The organism is Ectothiorhodospira shaposhnikovii (genome assembly GCF_022227765.1).
Taxonomy (GTDB): Bacteria; Pseudomonadota; Gammaproteobacteria; order Ectothiorhodospirales; family Ectothiorhodospiraceae; genus Ectothiorhodospira.
Genome location: NZ_JAJMLZ010000001.1, coordinates 494878 through 510486 on the forward strand (window position 1 = coordinate 494878; position 15609 = coordinate 510486).

General features: G+C 65.3%; 17 protein-coding genes. 12 read left to right on the top strand and 5 right to left on the bottom strand.

Annotated elements, in window-relative coordinates; genetic code table 11:
* Positions 1-10 precede the first annotated feature (10 nt).
* The 4 genes from LQD11_RS02370 to scpB are packed head-to-tail and all read left to right on the top strand — an operon-like array spanning position 11 to position 3364.
* Entirely contained in the window at positions 11-691 is a 681-nt protein-coding gene (locus LQD11_RS02370) for a site-2 protease family protein (RefSeq protein WP_238616103.1), read from the top strand.
* A 51-nt stretch (positions 692-742) separates the two neighbouring features.
* Positions 743-1960 carry a tryptophan--tRNA ligase gene (locus LQD11_RS02375; protein ID WP_276315647.1) on the top strand — a complete coding sequence of 406 codons (1218 nt, stop codon included), beginning with the start codon at positions 743-745 and terminating at the stop codon, positions 1958-1960.
* Entirely contained in the window at positions 1957-2802 is an 846-nt protein-coding gene (locus tag LQD11_RS02380) for a segregation and condensation protein A (protein ID WP_238616104.1), read from the top strand. The genes LQD11_RS02375 and LQD11_RS02380 overlap by 4 nt, the downstream gene beginning before the upstream one ends.
* A complete protein-coding gene (scpB, locus tag LQD11_RS02385) occupies positions 2792-3364 on the top strand; it encodes an SMC-Scp complex subunit ScpB (RefSeq protein WP_141565265.1) in 573 nt (190 codons plus the stop codon). The genes LQD11_RS02380 and scpB overlap by 11 nt, the downstream gene beginning before the upstream one ends.
* Positions 3365-3373: 9 nt before the next feature.
* Here scpB and moaB read toward each other — a convergent pair whose 3' ends face one another.
* Entirely contained in the window at positions 3374-3895 is a 522-nt protein-coding gene (moaB, locus tag LQD11_RS02390) for a molybdenum cofactor biosynthesis protein B (protein ID WP_200175177.1), read from the bottom strand.
* A 73-nt stretch (positions 3896-3968) separates the two neighbouring features.
* Between moaB and rluB the strand changes: the two genes are divergently transcribed.
* Positions 3969-4760 carry a 23S rRNA pseudouridine(2605) synthase RluB gene (gene rluB / locus LQD11_RS02395; RefSeq protein ID WP_090209486.1) on the top strand — a complete coding sequence of 264 codons (792 nt, stop codon included), beginning with the start codon at positions 3969-3971 and terminating at the stop codon, positions 4758-4760.
* On the top strand, positions 4757-5422 hold the full coding sequence (locus LQD11_RS02400; RefSeq protein WP_420828242.1) for an endonuclease III domain-containing protein: 666 nt from the start codon (positions 4757-4759) through the stop codon (positions 5420-5422). The genes rluB and LQD11_RS02400 overlap by 4 nt, the downstream gene beginning before the upstream one ends.
* Here LQD11_RS02400 and LQD11_RS02405 read toward each other — a convergent pair.
* Genes LQD11_RS02405 through hpnC form a run of 4 tightly spaced genes read right to left on the bottom strand, consistent with a single transcriptional unit; the run spans position 5389 to position 9259 of the window.
* Positions 5389-6138, bottom strand: coding sequence for a YciK family oxidoreductase (locus tag LQD11_RS02405; protein WP_238616105.1), 750 nt, complete (start codon positions 6136-6138; stop codon positions 5389-5391). The two genes, LQD11_RS02400 and LQD11_RS02405, sit on opposite strands and share 34 nt — an antisense overlap.
* 9 nt (positions 6139-6147) lie before the next feature.
* Positions 6148-7476, bottom strand: coding sequence for a hydroxysqualene dehydroxylase HpnE (hpnE, locus tag LQD11_RS02410; RefSeq protein ID WP_238616106.1), 1329 nt, complete (start codon positions 7474-7476; stop codon positions 6148-6150).
* Positions 7476-8336, bottom strand: coding sequence for a presqualene diphosphate synthase HpnD (gene hpnD, locus LQD11_RS02415; protein WP_008931665.1), 861 nt, complete (start codon positions 8334-8336; stop codon positions 7476-7478). The genes hpnE and hpnD overlap by 1 nt, the downstream gene beginning before the upstream one ends.
* Before the next feature lie 53 nt (positions 8337-8389).
* On the bottom strand, positions 8390-9259 hold the full coding sequence (gene hpnC, locus LQD11_RS02420; protein ID WP_008931666.1) for a squalene synthase HpnC: 870 nt from the start codon (positions 9257-9259) through the stop codon (positions 8390-8392).
* A 130-nt stretch (positions 9260-9389) separates the two neighbouring features.
* Between hpnC and LQD11_RS02425 the strand changes: the two genes are divergently transcribed.
* The 6 genes from LQD11_RS02425 (at position 9390) to LQD11_RS02450 (ending at position 15587) form a co-directional block, all read left to right on the top strand.
* Entirely contained in the window at positions 9390-9902 is a 513-nt protein-coding gene (locus LQD11_RS02425) for a GNAT family N-acetyltransferase (RefSeq protein ID WP_238616107.1), read from the top strand.
* 73 nt (positions 9903-9975) lie between these two features.
* Complete coding sequence (locus LQD11_RS02430) at positions 9976-10569, top strand: SPOR domain-containing protein (RefSeq protein WP_238616108.1); 594 nt, start codon at positions 9976-9978, stop codon at positions 10567-10569.
* Positions 10570-10646: 77 nt separating this feature from the next.
* Positions 10647-11141 (top strand): CvpA family protein, encoded by a 495-nt coding sequence (locus tag LQD11_RS02435; protein WP_008931669.1) that lies wholly within the window; start codon positions 10647-10649, stop codon positions 11139-11141.
* Between the two features lie 42 nt (positions 11142-11183).
* Positions 11184-12692 carry an amidophosphoribosyltransferase gene (gene purF, locus LQD11_RS02440; protein ID WP_238616110.1) on the top strand — a complete coding sequence of 503 codons (1509 nt, stop codon included), beginning with the start codon at positions 11184-11186 and terminating at the stop codon, positions 12690-12692.
* A 142-nt stretch (positions 12693-12834) separates the two neighbouring features.
* Positions 12835-13353: a L,D-transpeptidase gene (locus tag LQD11_RS02445; RefSeq protein ID WP_141565268.1), complete on the top strand. Its 519-nt coding sequence runs from the start codon at positions 12835-12837 to the stop codon at positions 13351-13353.
* Between the two features lie 59 nt (positions 13354-13412).
* Positions 13413-15587: a malate synthase G gene (locus LQD11_RS02450; protein WP_238616111.1), complete on the top strand. Its 2175-nt coding sequence runs from the start codon at positions 13413-13415 to the stop codon at positions 15585-15587.
* Positions 15588-15609 lie beyond the last annotated feature (22 nt).

The following is a 15609-nucleotide window of genomic DNA, read 5'->3' on the forward strand; positions in this document are numbered from 1 at the left end:
GGACGGACTGATGGAAGGCATTCTGCAGATCATCGCCATCTGGGCCTTGCCGGTGTTGTTTGCCATCACCCTGCATGAGGCCTCCCACGGCTGGATGGCCAAGCAACTGGGAGATCCCACGGCCAAGATGCTGGGTCGTCTCACCGCCAACCCCATCAAGCATATCGATCCGGTGGGGACCATCGCCGTGCCCATCGGCCTGCTGATCTTCACCGCCCTGACGCCGGCGCCCCCCTTCGTTTTCGGCTGGGCCAAGCCGGTACCGGTGAATACCCGGAATCTGCGCAATCCCCAGCGGGACATGGCCATCGTGGCCGCCGCCGGACCCACCGCCAACCTGCTCATGGCCCTGTTCTGGGCGCTGATGATCAAGATCGGCCTGATGCTGCAGGGGACCTTCGACTGGGCGGCGGTGCCCCTGATTTACATGGGCATGGCGGGAATCACCATCAACATCCTGCTGATGGTGCTGAACCTGCTGCCCATCCCCCCCCTGGATGGGGGACGGGTGGTGGCCGGTTTCCTGCCCGCCCGGATCGCCGCCCGTTACGAGCGTCTGGAGCCCTATGGCCTGGTGATCGTTCTGGCTTTGTTGTTCACGGGCATCCTGGGGGCGGTCCTGTTTCCCATTTTCGGGTTCATCGTGGATCTGATCCAGACCCTGTTTGCACTGCCGTCCTGGCGCATGTAACCACCTTAAGTCTTCAACCTTCATCCCATCGAGCACACCCAAGGAGTCCACTTGAGTTCCCTGCCTGCACAAAACCAGCGCGTCCTGTCCGGCATGCGTCCGACGGGCCGACTGCATCTGGGTCATTATCACGGCGTCCTCAAGAACTGGGTCGAATTGCAGCATTCCTATGAATGTCTGTTCTTCGTGGCCGACTGGCACGCCCTCACCACCCACTATGAAGATCCCGGCATCCTCGGCGAGAGCGTCTGGGACATGGTGGTGGACTGGTTGGCGGCGGGCGTGAGCCCGGGTTCGGCGCGTATCTTCATCCAGTCCCGGGTGCCGGAACACGCCGAGCTGCATCTTTTGCTGTCCATGATCACGCCCCTGGGCTGGCTGGAGCGGGTGCCCACCTACAAGGACCAGCAGGAAAAGCTCAAGGAAAAGGATCTGGCCACCTACGGTTTTTTGGGCTACCCGCTGCTGCAAAGCGCGGACATCCTCATCTACAAGGCGGGTCTGGTGCCGGTGGGCGAGGACCAGGTGGCCCACCTGGAAATCACCCGCGAGGTGGCACGTCGCTTCAATCACCTCTATGGGCGTGAACCCGGCTTCGAGGAAAAGGCCGAGGCGGCCGCCGATAAGATGGGCAAGAAGAACGCCCGCATGTACCGGGATCTTCGCCGCCGCTACCAGGAACAGGGTGAGGACGAGGCCCTGGACGTGGCCCGCGCCCTGCTGGAAAGCCAGCAGAACATCTCCCTGGGTGACCGGGAGCGTCTGTTCGGCTATCTGGAAGGCAGCGGCCGCATCATCCTGCCCGAACCCCACCCCATGCTCACCAAGGCCTCCAAGATGCCCGGCCTGGACGGCCAGAAGATGTCCAAGTCCTACGGCAACACCATCTCCCTGCGGGATGAGCCGGCGGAGGTGGAAAAGAAGATCCGTACCATGCCCACGGACCCGGCCCGGGTGCGCCGCACCGATCCGGGCAATCCGGACAAATGCCCGGTCTGGTCCCTGCACCAGATCTACACCGGCGAGGATGTCCATCAGTGGGTGCAGGAGGGCTGTCGTAGCGCCGGTATCGGCTGCGTGGAATGCAAGCAGCCGGTGGTGGATGCGGTGCTCGACGAACTGCGGCCCATGCAGGCCCGTGCCCGGGAATACGAGTCCGATCCGAACCTGGTCCGGTCCGTGGTGGCGGAAGGCTGCGAGGCCGCCCGCGACATCGCCCGGGATACCCTGGATGAAGTCCGGCGCAGCATGGGGCTGGCCTACCGATGAGTGCCGAACCCGCGGCCCTGTCACCGGCGCCGGACGGTGCCGGGCAGGCCGGGGGGGCGCCGCTGGCCATCGTCCGCGGAGAACCGCTGACCCTGGTGCCCAGGGATCTCTACATCCCGCCGGATGCCCTGGAGGTCTTTCTGGAGACCTTCGAGGGGCCGCTGGATCTACTCCTGTACCTGATCAAGCGCCAGAACCTGGATATTCTGGACATCCCCATTGCCGAGATCACCCGTCAGTACATGGGGTATATCGAGCTGATGCAGGAGATGCGTCTGGAACTGGCCGCGGAGTATCTGGTGATGGCGGCCATGCTGGCGGAGATCAAGTCCCGCATGCTGCTGCCCCGGTCCGCGGCGGTGGAGGACGAGGACGATCCCCGGGCCGAACTGGTGCGGCGGCTGCAGGAATATGAACAGTTCAGGCAGGCGGCACAGGACCTGGACGACTTGCCCAGGCTGGAGCGGGATATCTTCCCGGCCACCCTGGAGCCGCCGCCGCTCACGGGCGAGCGACCACTGCCGGAGGTGGGGCTGGATGAGTTGTTGCTGGCCCTGCGGGAGGTGCTGCAGCGGGCGGATATGTTTACCCATCATCAGATCCGGCGGGAGCCCCTGTCGGTGCGCGAGCGCATGTCCCGGGTGCTGGAGGCCCTGGGGCAAGGGCCGGTGCCGTTTGCGGCCCTGTTCACCCTGGAGGAAGGCCGGCGGGGGGTGGTGGTCACCTTCCTGGCGGTGCTGGAACTGCTCAAGGCCCATCTGGTGGAGCTGGCGCAGGCGGAACTGTTTGCCCCCATCTACCTGAGCGCGGCAAGACGCGCCGATGTTGCCCATGACACCTGAACTGCTCTGTCGCATTCTGGAAGGCGCCCTTCTGGCCGCTGATCGCCCCCTCTCCCTGGAACAGATGGAACGGCTGTTCGAGGACGCCGAGCGGCCTTCCCGGGCCGAACTGCGCAAGGCCCTGGATGCCCTGGCCCAGGCCTGTGACGACCGGGGCTACGAGTTGCGTCAGGTGGGCAGCGGCTACCGTTTCCAGGTGCGCGAGGCCCTCTCGCCCTGGATTTCCCGCCTGTGGGAGGAACGGCCGCCGCGGTATTCCCGCGCCCTGCTGGAGACCCTGGCCCTGATTGCCTACCGACAACCCATCACCCGGGCGGAGATCGAGGCGGTGCGTGGGGTGACCGTGAGTACCCAGATCATCAAGACCCTGACGGAGCGGGAGTGGGTGCGGGTGGTGGGACACAAGGAGGTACCGGGGCGTCCGGCCCTGTACGGGACCACGCCCCGGTTCCTGGACTATTTCAATCTGTCGTCCCTGGATGATCTGCCCAGCCTGATGGAGTTGAAGGATCTGGGTATGGATCCCGACCCGGCGCGGTCCCGGGCGGAAACGAACCGGTAATCAGCGGGACTATTGCTCCTTGAGTCGGGGCATCAGCATCACCAGATTGCAGGGCCGGGTCCGGTGGTCAAGCTGGGACTGGATCAGCCGGGTCCAGGCGGTGCGGCAGGCACCGGAAGAGCCGGGCAGGCAGAACACATAGGTACCGTTGGCCACCCCCGCCAGCGCCCGGGACTGCAGGGCGGAGGTGCCGATTTCCTCGTGGGAGAGCATCCGGAACAGCTCGCCGAACCCCTCGATTTCCTTGTCCAGCAGGGGTGCCACCGCCTCCGGTGTCCCGTCCCGACCGGTGATGCCGGTGCCGCCGGTGGTGAGAACCACCTGAATCTCCGGGTCGGCAATCCAGGCCGAGACCACGGCCCTGATCTGGTAGATGTCGTCCGCCACCCGTTGCCGGTCGGCCGCCCGATGCCCCGCCTGGGTCAGCCCGTCCACCAGTGCCTGCCCGGAGGTATCCTCCGCCAGGGTGCGTGAATCGGAGACCGTCAGTACGGCGATGTCCAGTGGGATGAAGTGGCGGGTGTCGCTCATGGGGAATCGTCCTGTGGCGGAAAGGGGGGGCGGATCAGTACACTACCGGTTTGACAGCGATGGATAACACATCATGACCGAACGTCTCCACAAATTGCTGGCCCAGGCGGGTCTGGGTTCACGTCGAGAGGTGGAGCGCTGGATCGCCCAGGGCCTGGTGACCGTCAACGGCAAGGTGGCCCAGCTGGGTGATCAGGCCGGCCCGGAAGACCAGATCGCCGTGCGCGGCCGCCCCGTCTCCGTGGAGGTCCCCGCGCCGCGTGTGGTGGTCTATCACAAGCCGGAAGGGGAAGTGACCACCCGCTCCGACCCCGAAGGTCGCCCCACCGTATTCGAACATCTGCCCCGGCTACGCCAGGGCCGCTGGGTGAGCATCGGCCGGCTGGACCTCAACACCTCCGGATTGCTGCTGTTCACCACCGACGGCGAGCTGGCCAATCGGCTCATGCATCCTTCCACCGAGGTGGAGCGGGAATACGCCGTGCGGGTGCTGGGCGCGGTGGAACCGGCGGTGATCCAGCGGTTGCTGGCCGGCGTGGAACTGGAGGACGGCCCGGCCCGTTTTGACGATATCCGGGAGGCCGGGGGTACCGGTGCAAACCACTGGTACCACGTGACCCTCAAGGAAGGCCGCAACCGTGAGGTGCGGCGCCTGTGGGAGTCCCAAGGCATTACCGTCAGTCGCCTGATCCGGGTACGCTACGGCTGCATTCAGCTGGGGACCGGGCTACGCCTGGGCCGCTGGCGGGAGCTGGAGTCCCAGGAGATGAAGGCCCTGTATCAGCAGGCGGGCCTGTCCTGGAAGGCGCCCCGCAAGTCCCGCATCATCCGTCCTCCCAAGACCCGTCGAGCCCCTGGGCGGTGAATCCGGAGCGTCTTCATCCGGTCCTGGAACGGCTATCGACCCATTACGGGCCGATGCACTGGTGGCCGGGTGAGACGCCTTTCGAGGTGATGGTGGGGGCGATCCTCACCCAGAATACCGCCTGGACCAACGTGGAGCGGGCCATCGCCAACCTCAAGGCGGCCGAAGTGCTGGACGCGGAGAGCCTGGCGGCCCTGCCTCGCAATGATCTTGCCGGTCTGATCCGGCCTTCCGGATATTTCAACGTCAAGGCGGGACGGCTTCAGGCCTTCTGCCGTTGGTATCTGGAGCAGGGCGGGGAGACCGCCCTGAGGGGCTGGTCCACCGAGGCCCTGCGCCGGGGATTGCTGTCGGTGAAGGGGGTGGGGCCGGAGACGGCGGACGACATCCTGCTGTATGCCTTCGAGCGGCCGGTGTTCGTGGTGGATGCCTATACCCGACGTCTGTTTGCCCGCCTGGAACTGGCCGGGGGAGATGAGCCCTATGACGTGCTCAGGACCGGGGTCGAGGCGGTACTGGGGGCGGATGTCCCGGTCCTGAACGAGTTCCATGCCCTGATCGTCGCCCACGGCAAGACCTTCTGCCGCCCCCGGCCACGCTGCGAAGGCTGTCCCTTGCGGGCGATGTGTCAGGCCAGCTTGAGGTTCTGCCCGGTGGTCTGACCGGCATCCGGCCCCAGCAGATACAGATACGGCCCGATGACCTCTTCAGGGGTGGCCAGCGTGGCAGGGTCCTCGCCCGGATACTGCTCCGCCCGCAACCGGCTGCGGATCGGGCCGGTGTCCACACCGTTGACCCGCATCTTGCGATCTCCCTGATACTCCTTGGACAGGATGTCCATCAGTCCCTTCAGGCCTGCCTTGGCCACCCCGAATCCCCCCCAGTAGGCCTTCTGGCAGTCATGGGTGGAGAACACCACGGACGGGTCGGGGGACTGCTCCAGCAGCGGCAGCACCGCGTGGGTGAGCAGGAAGGGGGCGTGCAGGTTCACTGTCATGACCCTGGCCCACAGTTCCAGGTCATAGTGCTTGAGCGGCGTCAGATACCCCACGAAGGCGGCATTGTGGACCAGACCGTCCAGGCGGCCGAATTCGTTGCCCACGTTCTCCGCCAGATCCTGGTAATCCTTGGCGGTGGCGCCTTCCAGGTTCATGGGGTAGATGGCCGGCTGGGGACCGCCGGCGGCTTCGATCTCGTCGTAGACCTTTTCCAGTGACTTGATCACCTTGTCCAGCAGGATCACGGTGGCGCCGTGGGTGGCACAGGCCAGGGACAGGGCGCGACCGATGCCACCCGTGGCACCGGTCACCAGGATGACCCGATCCTTGAGCAGGTCCGGGGCCGGAGCATAGGTGAGCAGTTGTTGCGGGATCATCATTTTGCGCGGCTATTCCGTGGTTGGATCGTTCGAATGAAGCAGTGATTCGGCGCATTCTAGCCCACTGATGACCGCCCCTTCGAGGGTGGCCGGCAGGCCGTTGTCCGTGTAGTCCCCCGCCAGCCACAGGCCGGCCTCGGCGGTACGGTTGCCCGGACGCAGTTGGTCGCAGTCCACCGCCGCCTTGAAGGTGGCCTGCTTTTCCCGGATCACCCAGTGCTGCAGGGGAGCGGGCCAGGCAGGGAAGAGCATGTGCAACTCCGCCTGGATCTGGGTTGCCAGGGCCTGGTTGTCCAGGTCCATGTGCGGGCCGGAGGCCGAGATGACCACCGCCATGACGCCGGGCTGGCCGGTGAAGCGCCGATCAAAGACCCATTGCCCGGTGGTGCCCAGCATGCCGTGGAACGGCGTGCTCAGGCGGGTCTCCTCCGGATAGCGCAGGTAGACGGTGCAGATGGGTTCGCAGGGCAGGGCGGCAAGGTTGGCGGCGGTTTTCGCCAGGGTGGGAAAATCGGCCAGCAGCCGGGCAGTGATGTCATGGGGGGTGGCCAGGATCACCTGACGGGCGAGGCATGTTTCTCCTTCCCGTAGCCGCAGCCTGAAGCCGTCGCCATCGCGACCCACGGCCCGGACCCGGGCACCGGTGATCACCGACCCTCCCAGGGACTCTATGTGGCGACGGGCCGGCTCCGGCAGGGCCTCGCCCAGGCTGACCTTCGGAATCAGCAGGTCCGCATGGCTGCGATGGCCGGAGAATGCGCCCTTGAGCACGGCGGTGAACAGCCGGGCCGAGGCCTCGGCGGGATGGGTGTTAAGGGTGGCCAGGCACAGGGGGATCCAGAGTTGCCGGATCAGGGTGTCGGGTTGCCGGTGCTCATGCAGCAGTCGGGACACCGGCATGTCTTCCGGGCCATTCCAGCGCATCAGCCGCGCCAGGCCGGGCAGGGCCTGCAGGCGGTCCTTGCCGGGCATGCCGCGGGCCGTGAGCAGTCCGGCCAGCAGATGGAACGGGGCCGGCAGGAACAGGCTGGAGATGGACAGTTCCGGTACGCCCGATTCCCGCATGTTCAGATCCAGGGCCATGCGCAGGAAGATGCGGGACTCCTGCAGACCCATGGTCTCGATCATCCGCAGGACATGGGTATAGGCGCCCAGCAGCAGATGCTGGCCGTTATCCAGGGGGAGACCGTCCAGGTCCACCTGCCGTGCCCGGCCGCCCAGGGTCGGGGCGGCCTCCAGTACCGTGACCTGTCTGCCGGCCTGGGCCAGTCGTACCGCCGCGCTCAGTCCGGCCCAGCCGGCACCCACGATGCAGATGTCGGTGTCAGGGTGGGTCATTATCGCGCGGCCTTCCGGTGACGGCGTTTTTCCTGGCGGGCGACCCGCCACGCGATCCAGAATTTTCTCAGGGGGGTGAGCCGGACCCGCTGTTCCAGCACCCGGTAGCCGTCGGCGGCGATCTCGTCCAGCAGGGTGCGATAGATGGCCGCCATGATGATGCCCGGGCGCTGGGCGTAGCGATCGGATTCCGGCAGATGCTCGAAGGCCCGGCGGTAGTATTCCCGGGCACGATCCGCCTGGAAGGCGAACAGGGCCTGGAGGTGTTCCGAGGTCTGGGGTCTTTGCAGGTCCACCGGCTGCACGTCGAACCGCTTGAGTTCATCCAGGGGGATGTAGATGCGGCCCCGCCGGGCGTCTTCGAGGACGTCACGCAGGATGTTGGTGAGCTGGAAGGCCATACCCAGGTCGTGGGCATAGCGGGCGGTCTGTCGGTCTTCATAGCCGAAGATTTCCGCCGACATCAGGCCCACCACGGAAGCCACCCGATAGCAGTAGAGGGAGAGTTCCGTGAAGGAGGGATAGGCATCATAGTCCAGGTCCATCTGCATGCCGTCGATGATTTCCCGGAAATGCTCCTCCGGCAGGTTGAAGCGTTCCAGCAGGGGTTGCAGGGCCTGGCAGACCGGGTGGGTGGCACGGCCCTGGAAGGTACGGGTCACTTCTTCCCGCCACCAGTCCAGCTTGGCACGGGCCACGGCCGGGTCATGGCATTCGTCCACCACGTCATCCACCTCCCGGCAGAAGGCGTAGAGGGCCGTGATGGCCCGGCGCCGTTCCGGAGGCAGGAACAGGAAGCTGTAATAAAAGCTGGAGCCGCTGCCGGCGGCCTTTTCCTGACAGTACTGGTCGGGGGTCATGGGGCCTTGGTTCTGGTTGTCGCCAGGGCCTTAAACTACCACAGGTCGGTGTGTCAGCGGCGACGGGGAATGAGGCCGTCGCGCAGAATCACCAGGTAATCCCGGGTCTGCAGCCGCGGCCGGGAGAACAGATCCTCCTGCTGACGCTGCAGATGCCACAGGACCCGGGCGCCGGCCACGATGATCAGGCGGATCTCCAGGCCGATGCGCCCCCTGAGCAGGCCGCCCAGGGGGGCGCCGCTGCGCAGCAGCTGGTCGGCGCGCCGGTACTGGTGCTGCATCAGTTGGCGAAAGGGCGTGTCGGTCACACGGTCGCGAAAATGGGCCTCGGTGACACCGAAGCGCGCCATGTCATCCCGGGGGATGTAGATCCGCCCCATCTCGTGGTAATCCTGGGCCAGATCCTGGTAGAAGTTGATCAGCTGCAGACTGGTACAGACGGCATCGGAAAGGGCCAGGCGCCGCTCATCGGCCTCGCCGCTCAGGTGCAGCAGCAACCGTCCCACCGGGTTGGCGGAGCAGCGGCAATATCGGACCACTTCGCCGAAGTCCTCATAGCGGGTCTTCACGACATCCTGACGAAATGCGTTGAGCAGATCATGGAACAGGGAAGTGGGCAGGCCGTGGGCGGGGATGGCGTGGGCCAGGGCGATGAAGGTCGGGTCGGGATCCGGTGTCCCGGCCGCCGCCGCATCCAGGCGCGCCGCCAGGTCGTCCAGGGCGGCCAGGCGCTCCGCGGCGGGCCGATCACCCTCGTCGGCAAGATCGTCGCCGCGGCGGGCAAAGCTATAGATCGCGGCGATGGGGCCGCGCAGGCGGGCCGGCACCAGTCTGGAGGCCACCGGGAAGTTTTCATAGTGACTGTGGGCCTGCCGCAGGCATTCGCGATAGGCTTCCCGGGTGTTGAGAGAGACGGCGTGCATTGCGTCGTGTCGCAGGCAATGAATGAATGGGGCAGTCTACCATGCCGTCCGAAGGATCCATGCCGCCGGTGGCGGTTCCGGATCGGGACTCGGGAGGCTGTCAGTGCGATCCAAAGAGGTTTTATCGAACGTGAAGTACGATCCATCGCGTCTTGTCATCCGTGCCGCCGAGGCGGCGGATCTGGATGTCATCAGTCAGTTGCCGGCGGACGCCCGCGAGGCGGACTGGGTCTTCCCCGGTGCGGCCCATCCGGTATCACCGGAATGGCTGCGAACAGTGATTGCCGGCAGTGCCCATGCCGAAGTGGTGGAATACCGGGGGGCGGTGGTGGCCTTCGGCGTCCTGCACTCCCTGGAGCCGGGTGGGGCGGGCTTCGTGAGCCATCTGGTGGTGCGTCCTGATCTGCGGGGGCGGGGGATCGGTTCCCATCTGCTGGATCACCTCATGGGACGTGCCTTCCGGGATGCCCGTTGCCGGGAGATGCACGTGCAGGTGGCCACAGAGGACGTTCCGGCCCTGCTCATGTGCTACGAAAAAGGCTTCATGCCCTACGGTATGGATCGCCATGAGGATGCCCGGGGACGCGCCGGCGTGCTCATGCACCTGAGGCTGGGCAAGCGGGAATTCGATGAAGGGGATTGAAGCCGGGGCGGGTCTTGGGGCGGGGAATGGTTTATACTTGCCGCCCGAGGACGTCCAAGCCGTGGAAACACCATTGAAACAACGCCTTGTCGGGGCTGCCGTGCTGGTGGCACTGGCCGTCATTTTCCTTCCCATGCTGCTGGATGGTGCCGGACGGGAGGCGCGCCTGAGCCTGTCCGAACCGGTGCCGCCGGAACCGGTTTTCGAACGCCCCGTCCCGGCACCGATCCAGGAGCAGCGCCTGGCGCCGGCACCGCAGACCGCGGCGCCGCCACCGTCGGTCGTGCGGGAATCCCCGATGCCTTCGACATCGCCGCCCCAGCCCCGCCCGCAGGCCCGGGCCGTGCCCGAGGCGGCACCGGCGCCACCGCCGCCCGCGGAACCTCGCAGCCCGCCGGTAGCCCGAACCCCCGAGCCCGGCACACCGGTTGCCGGCGGCTGGGTGGTTCAGGTGGGCAGTTTCGGTCAGGAGGCCAACGCACGGGGAGAAGCCGATCGGCTGCGTCGCGCCGGATTCCCGGCCTTTGTGGAGCGCACCAGCGCCGATGGTCGGGTCCTGTATCGGGTGAAGGTGGGCCCGGAGCTGGAGCGTCATGCCGCTCAGACCCTGCAGACCCGGCTCCAGGATGAGCAGTCCCTCAGAGGCATCGTGGTCAGCCATCCCTGACGGCTCGTTTCCCGGTTGCCGATGAACGCCCCAATCTCTGTTACACTCCGCGTCACGACACTTTCATCTGCATGAACATGATCTGGATCGACTTCGTCATTCTGGGCATCGTGGCCGTTTCCACGGTGATCAGCCTGTTCCGTGGCTTCGTCAAGGAAGCCATCTCCCTGGCTACCTGGATTCTGGCCTTCTGGATCGCCCTGGCGTATTCGGGGGTGGCTGCCGAGCATCTGCCCTTCGGTCTGGAAGACCCCACCCTCAAGCTGGGTATTGCCTTTGCCATCCTGTTCATCGTCACCTTGCTGATGGGCGGGATCGTCAATGTTCTGGCGGGTCAGCTGGTCAAGAAGACGGGCCTGTCGGGGACGGACCGCAGCATCGGTGCGGTGTTCGGCCTGGCCCGCGGCGGCCTGATCGTGGCCGTGGTGATCCTGCTCATGGGCCTGACGGTGATTCCGCAGGAACCCTGGTGGCAGGACAGCCTCCTGGTTCCCCATTTCGAGCGCATCGCCCTGTGGTTGCGCGATTATCTGCCACCGGATCTGGCGTCTCACTTTTCTTTCGGGGCCTGATCGGGCTCCTGTCTTCCCAGAATCACCAAAGAGGCACACCCCATGTGCGGGATAGTCGGAATTGTCGGTCGCAGCCCCGTCAACCAGGCGCTGTACGACGCCCTCCTGGTATTGCAGCATCGCGGTCAGGATGCCGCCGGTATCGTGACCTGCGACGAGGATGGGCATCTTCATCTGCGCAAGGACAACGGCTTGGTGCGCGATGTGTTCAACCAACAGCACATGCGCAGTCTCACCGGCAACATGGGCATCGGCCATGTGCGCTATCCCACCGCCGGCAGTGCTTCCTCGGCCGAAGCCCAGCCCTTCTATGTGAACTCTCCCTACGGCATCACCCTGGGGCATAACGGCAACCTCACCAATGCCGCCGAACTCAAGCGCGAGCTGTTCCTGCAGGACCGGCGCCACATCAATACGGAATCCGATTCCGAGATCCTGCTCAACATCCTGGCCCAGGAACTGATCCGTCAGGATGGCCTGTCCCTCACCCCCGAGGCCCTGTTCCGGGCGGTGAGCGGTGTGCACCGGCGCTGTCAGGGGGCCTACGGGGTGGTGGCCATGTTCTGCGGTCGCGGCATCCTGGGCTTTCGTGATCCCCACGGCATCCGGCCGGTGGTCTACGGCCGGCGGGAAACCGAAGAGGGCACGGAATACATGGTGGCCTCCGAGAGCGTGGCCCTGGATACCCTGGGCTTCGAGCTGGTGCGGGATCTGGCGCCGGGCGAGGCCATCTACATCGAGATGGACGGCACGGTGCATCTGCAGCAGTGCGTGGAAAACCCCGTCCTTTCCCCCTGTATCTTCGAGTACGTCTACTTTGCCCGTCCCGACTCGGTGATGGACGACGTGGTGGTGCATCGCGCCCGCATGCGCATGGGCACGCGCCTGGGCAAGAAGATTCTGCGGGAATGGCCGGATCACGACATCGACGTGATCATCCCCATCCCGGATACCGGCCGTACCGTGGCCATCGAGATGGCCCACGAGCTGAACGTGAAATACCGGGAGGGATTCATCAAGAATCGCTACATCGGTCGCACCTTCATCATGCCGGGTCAGACCCAGCGCAGAAAGTCGGTGCGCCAGAAGCTCAATGCCATCGGTCTGGAGTTCAAGGGCAAGAACGTGCTGCTGGTGGATGACTCCATCGTGCGCGGTACCACCTCGCGGGAGATCGTCATGATGGCCCGCGAGGCCGGTGCACGGAAGGTCTATTTCGCTTCCGCGGCTCCGCCGGTGCGCTATCCCAACGTCTACGGCATCGACATGCCCGCCGCCCAGGAACTGATCGCCCATGGGCGCACCGAAGCGGAGGTCTGCGAGGCTATTGCGGCCGATCGCCTGATCTATCAGGATCTGGAAGACCTGATGGGCGCCGTGCGCAAGGGCAACCCACGGCTGGAGCGGTTCGACTGCTCCGTATTCACGGGTGAATACGTCACCCGGGTCAGCCCCGACTACCTGACACACCTGGAACAACGCCGCAATGATCTGGCCAAACGGAAAAAGGACCGCGAATACGCCAATCTGGACCTCCACAACAACGCCTGACGTGAGGCGTCTGTGTCTGGCCCTGGCGTGCTGGATCTGCGTATGCCTGTTCCCCCTGAGTTCGGTGGGGGCCTGGGTACTGGAGGAGACCGATCCGGTGCATGACGATGACACCATCGTGCTGCCCTGGTACCAGCCCGTCATGGAGCGGCTGGAGTCGGACTTTCCCCAGTACTTCATGGCGGACCCGGTGGCCATCGTCCGCGTGGACACCCAGCGGCTTTATGTGGTCAGGGACGGTCGGGTGAAACGGGAGTTCCCGGTGTCCACCTCCCGTCACGGCATCGGCAATCAGGCGGGTAGTTATCGAACACCCCTGGGCGTGCATCGGATCAGCCAGAAGATCGGTGACGAGGCCCCGTTGGGCACCGTGTTCCGCGGTCGGGTGGATACCGGCAGGATTGCCGATATCGTCACCGAACCCCGGCGTACTCCGGAAGACAACATCACCACCCGCATCCTGTGGCTGGAAGGGCTGGAGTACGGCATCAACCGGGGGGAGGGGATCGATTCCTTCTCCCGCTTCATCTATATCCACGGCACCGACGAAGAGGGCCTGATCGGGCGCCCGGCTTCCGAGGGCTGTGTGCGCATGACCAACCGGGATGTGATAGAACTGTACGATTTGATGCCCGACGGCTCGCTGGTGGTGATCCAGTAGTCGAGTTGCGTGGGGTGTTACGACCCACCCTCCTGAATTTCGAGCAGAGGACAGCTTTCATGAATGATTACGTCTCGGCGGGCCGCCTGCGGGTTGCCCGGGAGCTGCACGACTTCATCAACGACGAGGCACTGCCCGGCACGGGCGTGGCCGCCGACGCCTTCTGGAACGGCCTGGATGCCATCATTCACGACCTGGCGCCCAGAAACCGCGAACTGCTGGCCAAACGGGATGATCTCCAGGCCCGTATCGATGTCTGGCATCGCCAGCATCCCGGCGCGGTGGACATGGCCGCCTACAAGGCATTCCTGACCGAAATCGGCTATCTGCAGCCGGAAGGGGACGATTTCCAGGTCGGTACCGAACAGGTGGACCCGGAGATCGCGCGCCAGGCCGGACCGCAGCTGGTGGTGCCGGTGATGAACGCCCGTTACGCCCTCAATGCCGCCAATGCCCGTTGGGGCAGCCTCTATGATGCCCTCTACGGCACCGACGCCCTGAGCGAAGAGGACGGCTGCGAACGCGGGAGCAGCTACAATCCCCGGCGTGGCGAAAAGGTCATCGCCTTTGCCCGTGAATTCCTCGACCAGGCGGCCCCCCTGGCCCGCGGCAGTCATGTGGGATCCCGGGGGTACGCGGTGGTGCAGGGTGTACTGCAGGTCACCCTGGCCGACGGCAGCCTGAGTGAACTCAAGGATCCGGAACAGTTCAAGGGCTACCAGGGCGATGCCGGCGCCCCCAAGGCCATCCTTGTGGCCCACAACGGTCTGCACTTCGAGATCCAGTTTGACCCCTCCAGCACCGTCGGCAAGACCGACAGCGCCGGCATCAAGGACCTGCTCATGGAGTCGGCCCTCACCACCATCATGGACTGCGAGGACTCCGTGGCCGCGGTGGATGCCGAGGACAAGGTGGTGGTCTATCGCAACTGGCTGGGCCTGATGAAGGGCGACCTGACCGCCGGCTTCCACAAGGCCGGCCGGGAAGTGGTCCGTCGCATGAATCCGGATCGGGAATATGTCCGTCCCCAGGGCGGCAGCCTGACCTTGCCGGGGCGGTCCCTGATGTTCGTGCGCAACGTGGGTCACCTGATGACCATCGACGCCGTGCTGGATCAGGACGGCAATCCGGTGCCCGAGGGCATCCTGGACGGCATGATCACCAGCCTGATCGCCCTGCACGATCTCAAGCGCGGCGACGGTCTGCACAACTCCCGCTGCGGCTCGGTCTACATCGTCAAGCCCAAGATGCACGGCCCGGAGGAAGTGGCGTTTGCCGAGCAGCTCTTTGCCCGGGTGGAAGATGCCCTGGGCATGAAGCGCAACACCCTGAAGATGGGCGTGATGGACGAGGAGCGCCGCACCACGGTGAACCTCAAGGCCTGCATCCGCGCCGTGAAGGAGCGGATCGTCTTCATCAATACCGGGTTCCTGGACCGTACCGGTGACGAAATGCACACCTCCATGGAAGCCGGCCCCATGATGCGCAAGGGGGCCATGAAGGCGGCCCGCTGGCTGTCCGCCTACGAGGACTGGAACGTGGACGTGGGTCTGGCCTGCGGCCTCAAGGGCCGTGCTCAAATCGGCAAGGGCATGTGGGCCATGCCGGATCTGATGGCGCAGATGCTGCAGCAGAAAGTGGCCCATCCCAAGGCCGGTGCCAATACCGCCTGGGTCCCGTCCCCCACGGCGGCCACCCTGCACGCCCTGCATTATCATCAGGTGAACGTGGCCGAGGTGCAGGCATCCCTGGCGGGCCGGCGCCGCGCCGCCCTGGACGACATCCTCGCCATTCCGGTGGAGGCCAGTCCGACCTGGACGGCCGAGGAGATCCAGCAGGAACTGGACAACAATGCCCAGGGCATCCTGGGATACGTGGTCCGCTGGATCGATCAGGGCATCGGCTGTTCCAAGGTGCCGGACATCAACAATGTGGGTCTGATGGAAGACCGGGCCACGCTGCGTATTTCCAGTCAGCACATTGCCAACTGGCTGCATCACGGCATCTGCTCCGAAGCCCAGGTGATGGAGACCATGAAACGCATGGCCGGCGTGGTGGACGAGCAGAATGCCGGCGATCCGTCCTACCATCCCATGGCTCCGGACTTCGAGGCTTCCGTGGCCTTCCAGGCCGCCTGTGACCTGGTGTTCCGTGGCCGGGAGCAGCCCAACGGCTATACCGAGCCGGTCCTGCACCGCCGTCGCATCGAGGCTAAGGCGAAGGGTCCGCGGTAGTCCTGATTCCCCTCGCCCCAAC

What these genes read in the sequence shown, in the direction of transcription:
- LQD11_RS02370 (WP_238616103.1), top strand. Translation starts at nt 11, where the DNA reads ATGGAAGGCATTCTGCAGATCATCGCCATCTGGGCCTTGCCGGTGTTG.
- LQD11_RS02380 (WP_238616104.1), top strand. Translation starts at nt 1,957, where the DNA reads ATGAGTGCCGAACCCGCGGCCCTGTCACCGGCGCCGGACGGTGCCGGG.
- scpB (WP_141565265.1), top strand. Translation starts at nt 2,792, where the DNA reads ATGACACCTGAACTGCTCTGTCGCATTCTGGAAGGCGCCCTTCTGGCC.
- moaB (WP_200175177.1), bottom strand. Translation starts at nt 3,895, where the DNA reads ATGAGCGACACCCGCCACTTCATCCCACTGGACATCGCCGTACTGACG.
- rluB (WP_090209486.1), top strand. Translation starts at nt 3,969, where the DNA reads ATGACCGAACGTCTCCACAAATTGCTGGCCCAGGCGGGTCTGGGTTCA.
- LQD11_RS02405 (WP_238616105.1), bottom strand. Translation starts at nt 6,138, where the DNA reads ATGATGATCCCGCAACAACTGCTCACCTATGCTCCGGCCCCGGACCTG.
- hpnE (WP_238616106.1), bottom strand. Translation starts at nt 7,476, where the DNA reads ATGACCCACCCTGACACCGACATCTGCATCGTGGGTGCCGGCTGGGCC.
- hpnD (WP_008931665.1), bottom strand. Translation starts at nt 8,336, where the DNA reads ATGACCCCCGACCAGTACTGTCAGGAAAAGGCCGCCGGCAGCGGCTCC.
- hpnC (WP_008931666.1), bottom strand. Translation starts at nt 9,259, where the DNA reads ATGCACGCCGTCTCTCTCAACACCCGGGAAGCCTATCGCGAATGCCTG.
- LQD11_RS02435 (WP_008931669.1), top strand. Translation starts at nt 10,647, where the DNA reads ATGATCTGGATCGACTTCGTCATTCTGGGCATCGTGGCCGTTTCCACG.
- purF (WP_238616110.1), top strand. Translation starts at nt 11,184, where the DNA reads ATGTGCGGGATAGTCGGAATTGTCGGTCGCAGCCCCGTCAACCAGGCG.
- LQD11_RS02445 (WP_141565268.1), top strand. Translation starts at nt 12,835, where the DNA reads ATGGAGCGGCTGGAGTCGGACTTTCCCCAGTACTTCATGGCGGACCCG.
- LQD11_RS02450 (WP_238616111.1), top strand. Translation starts at nt 13,413, where the DNA reads ATGAATGATTACGTCTCGGCGGGCCGCCTGCGGGTTGCCCGGGAGCTG.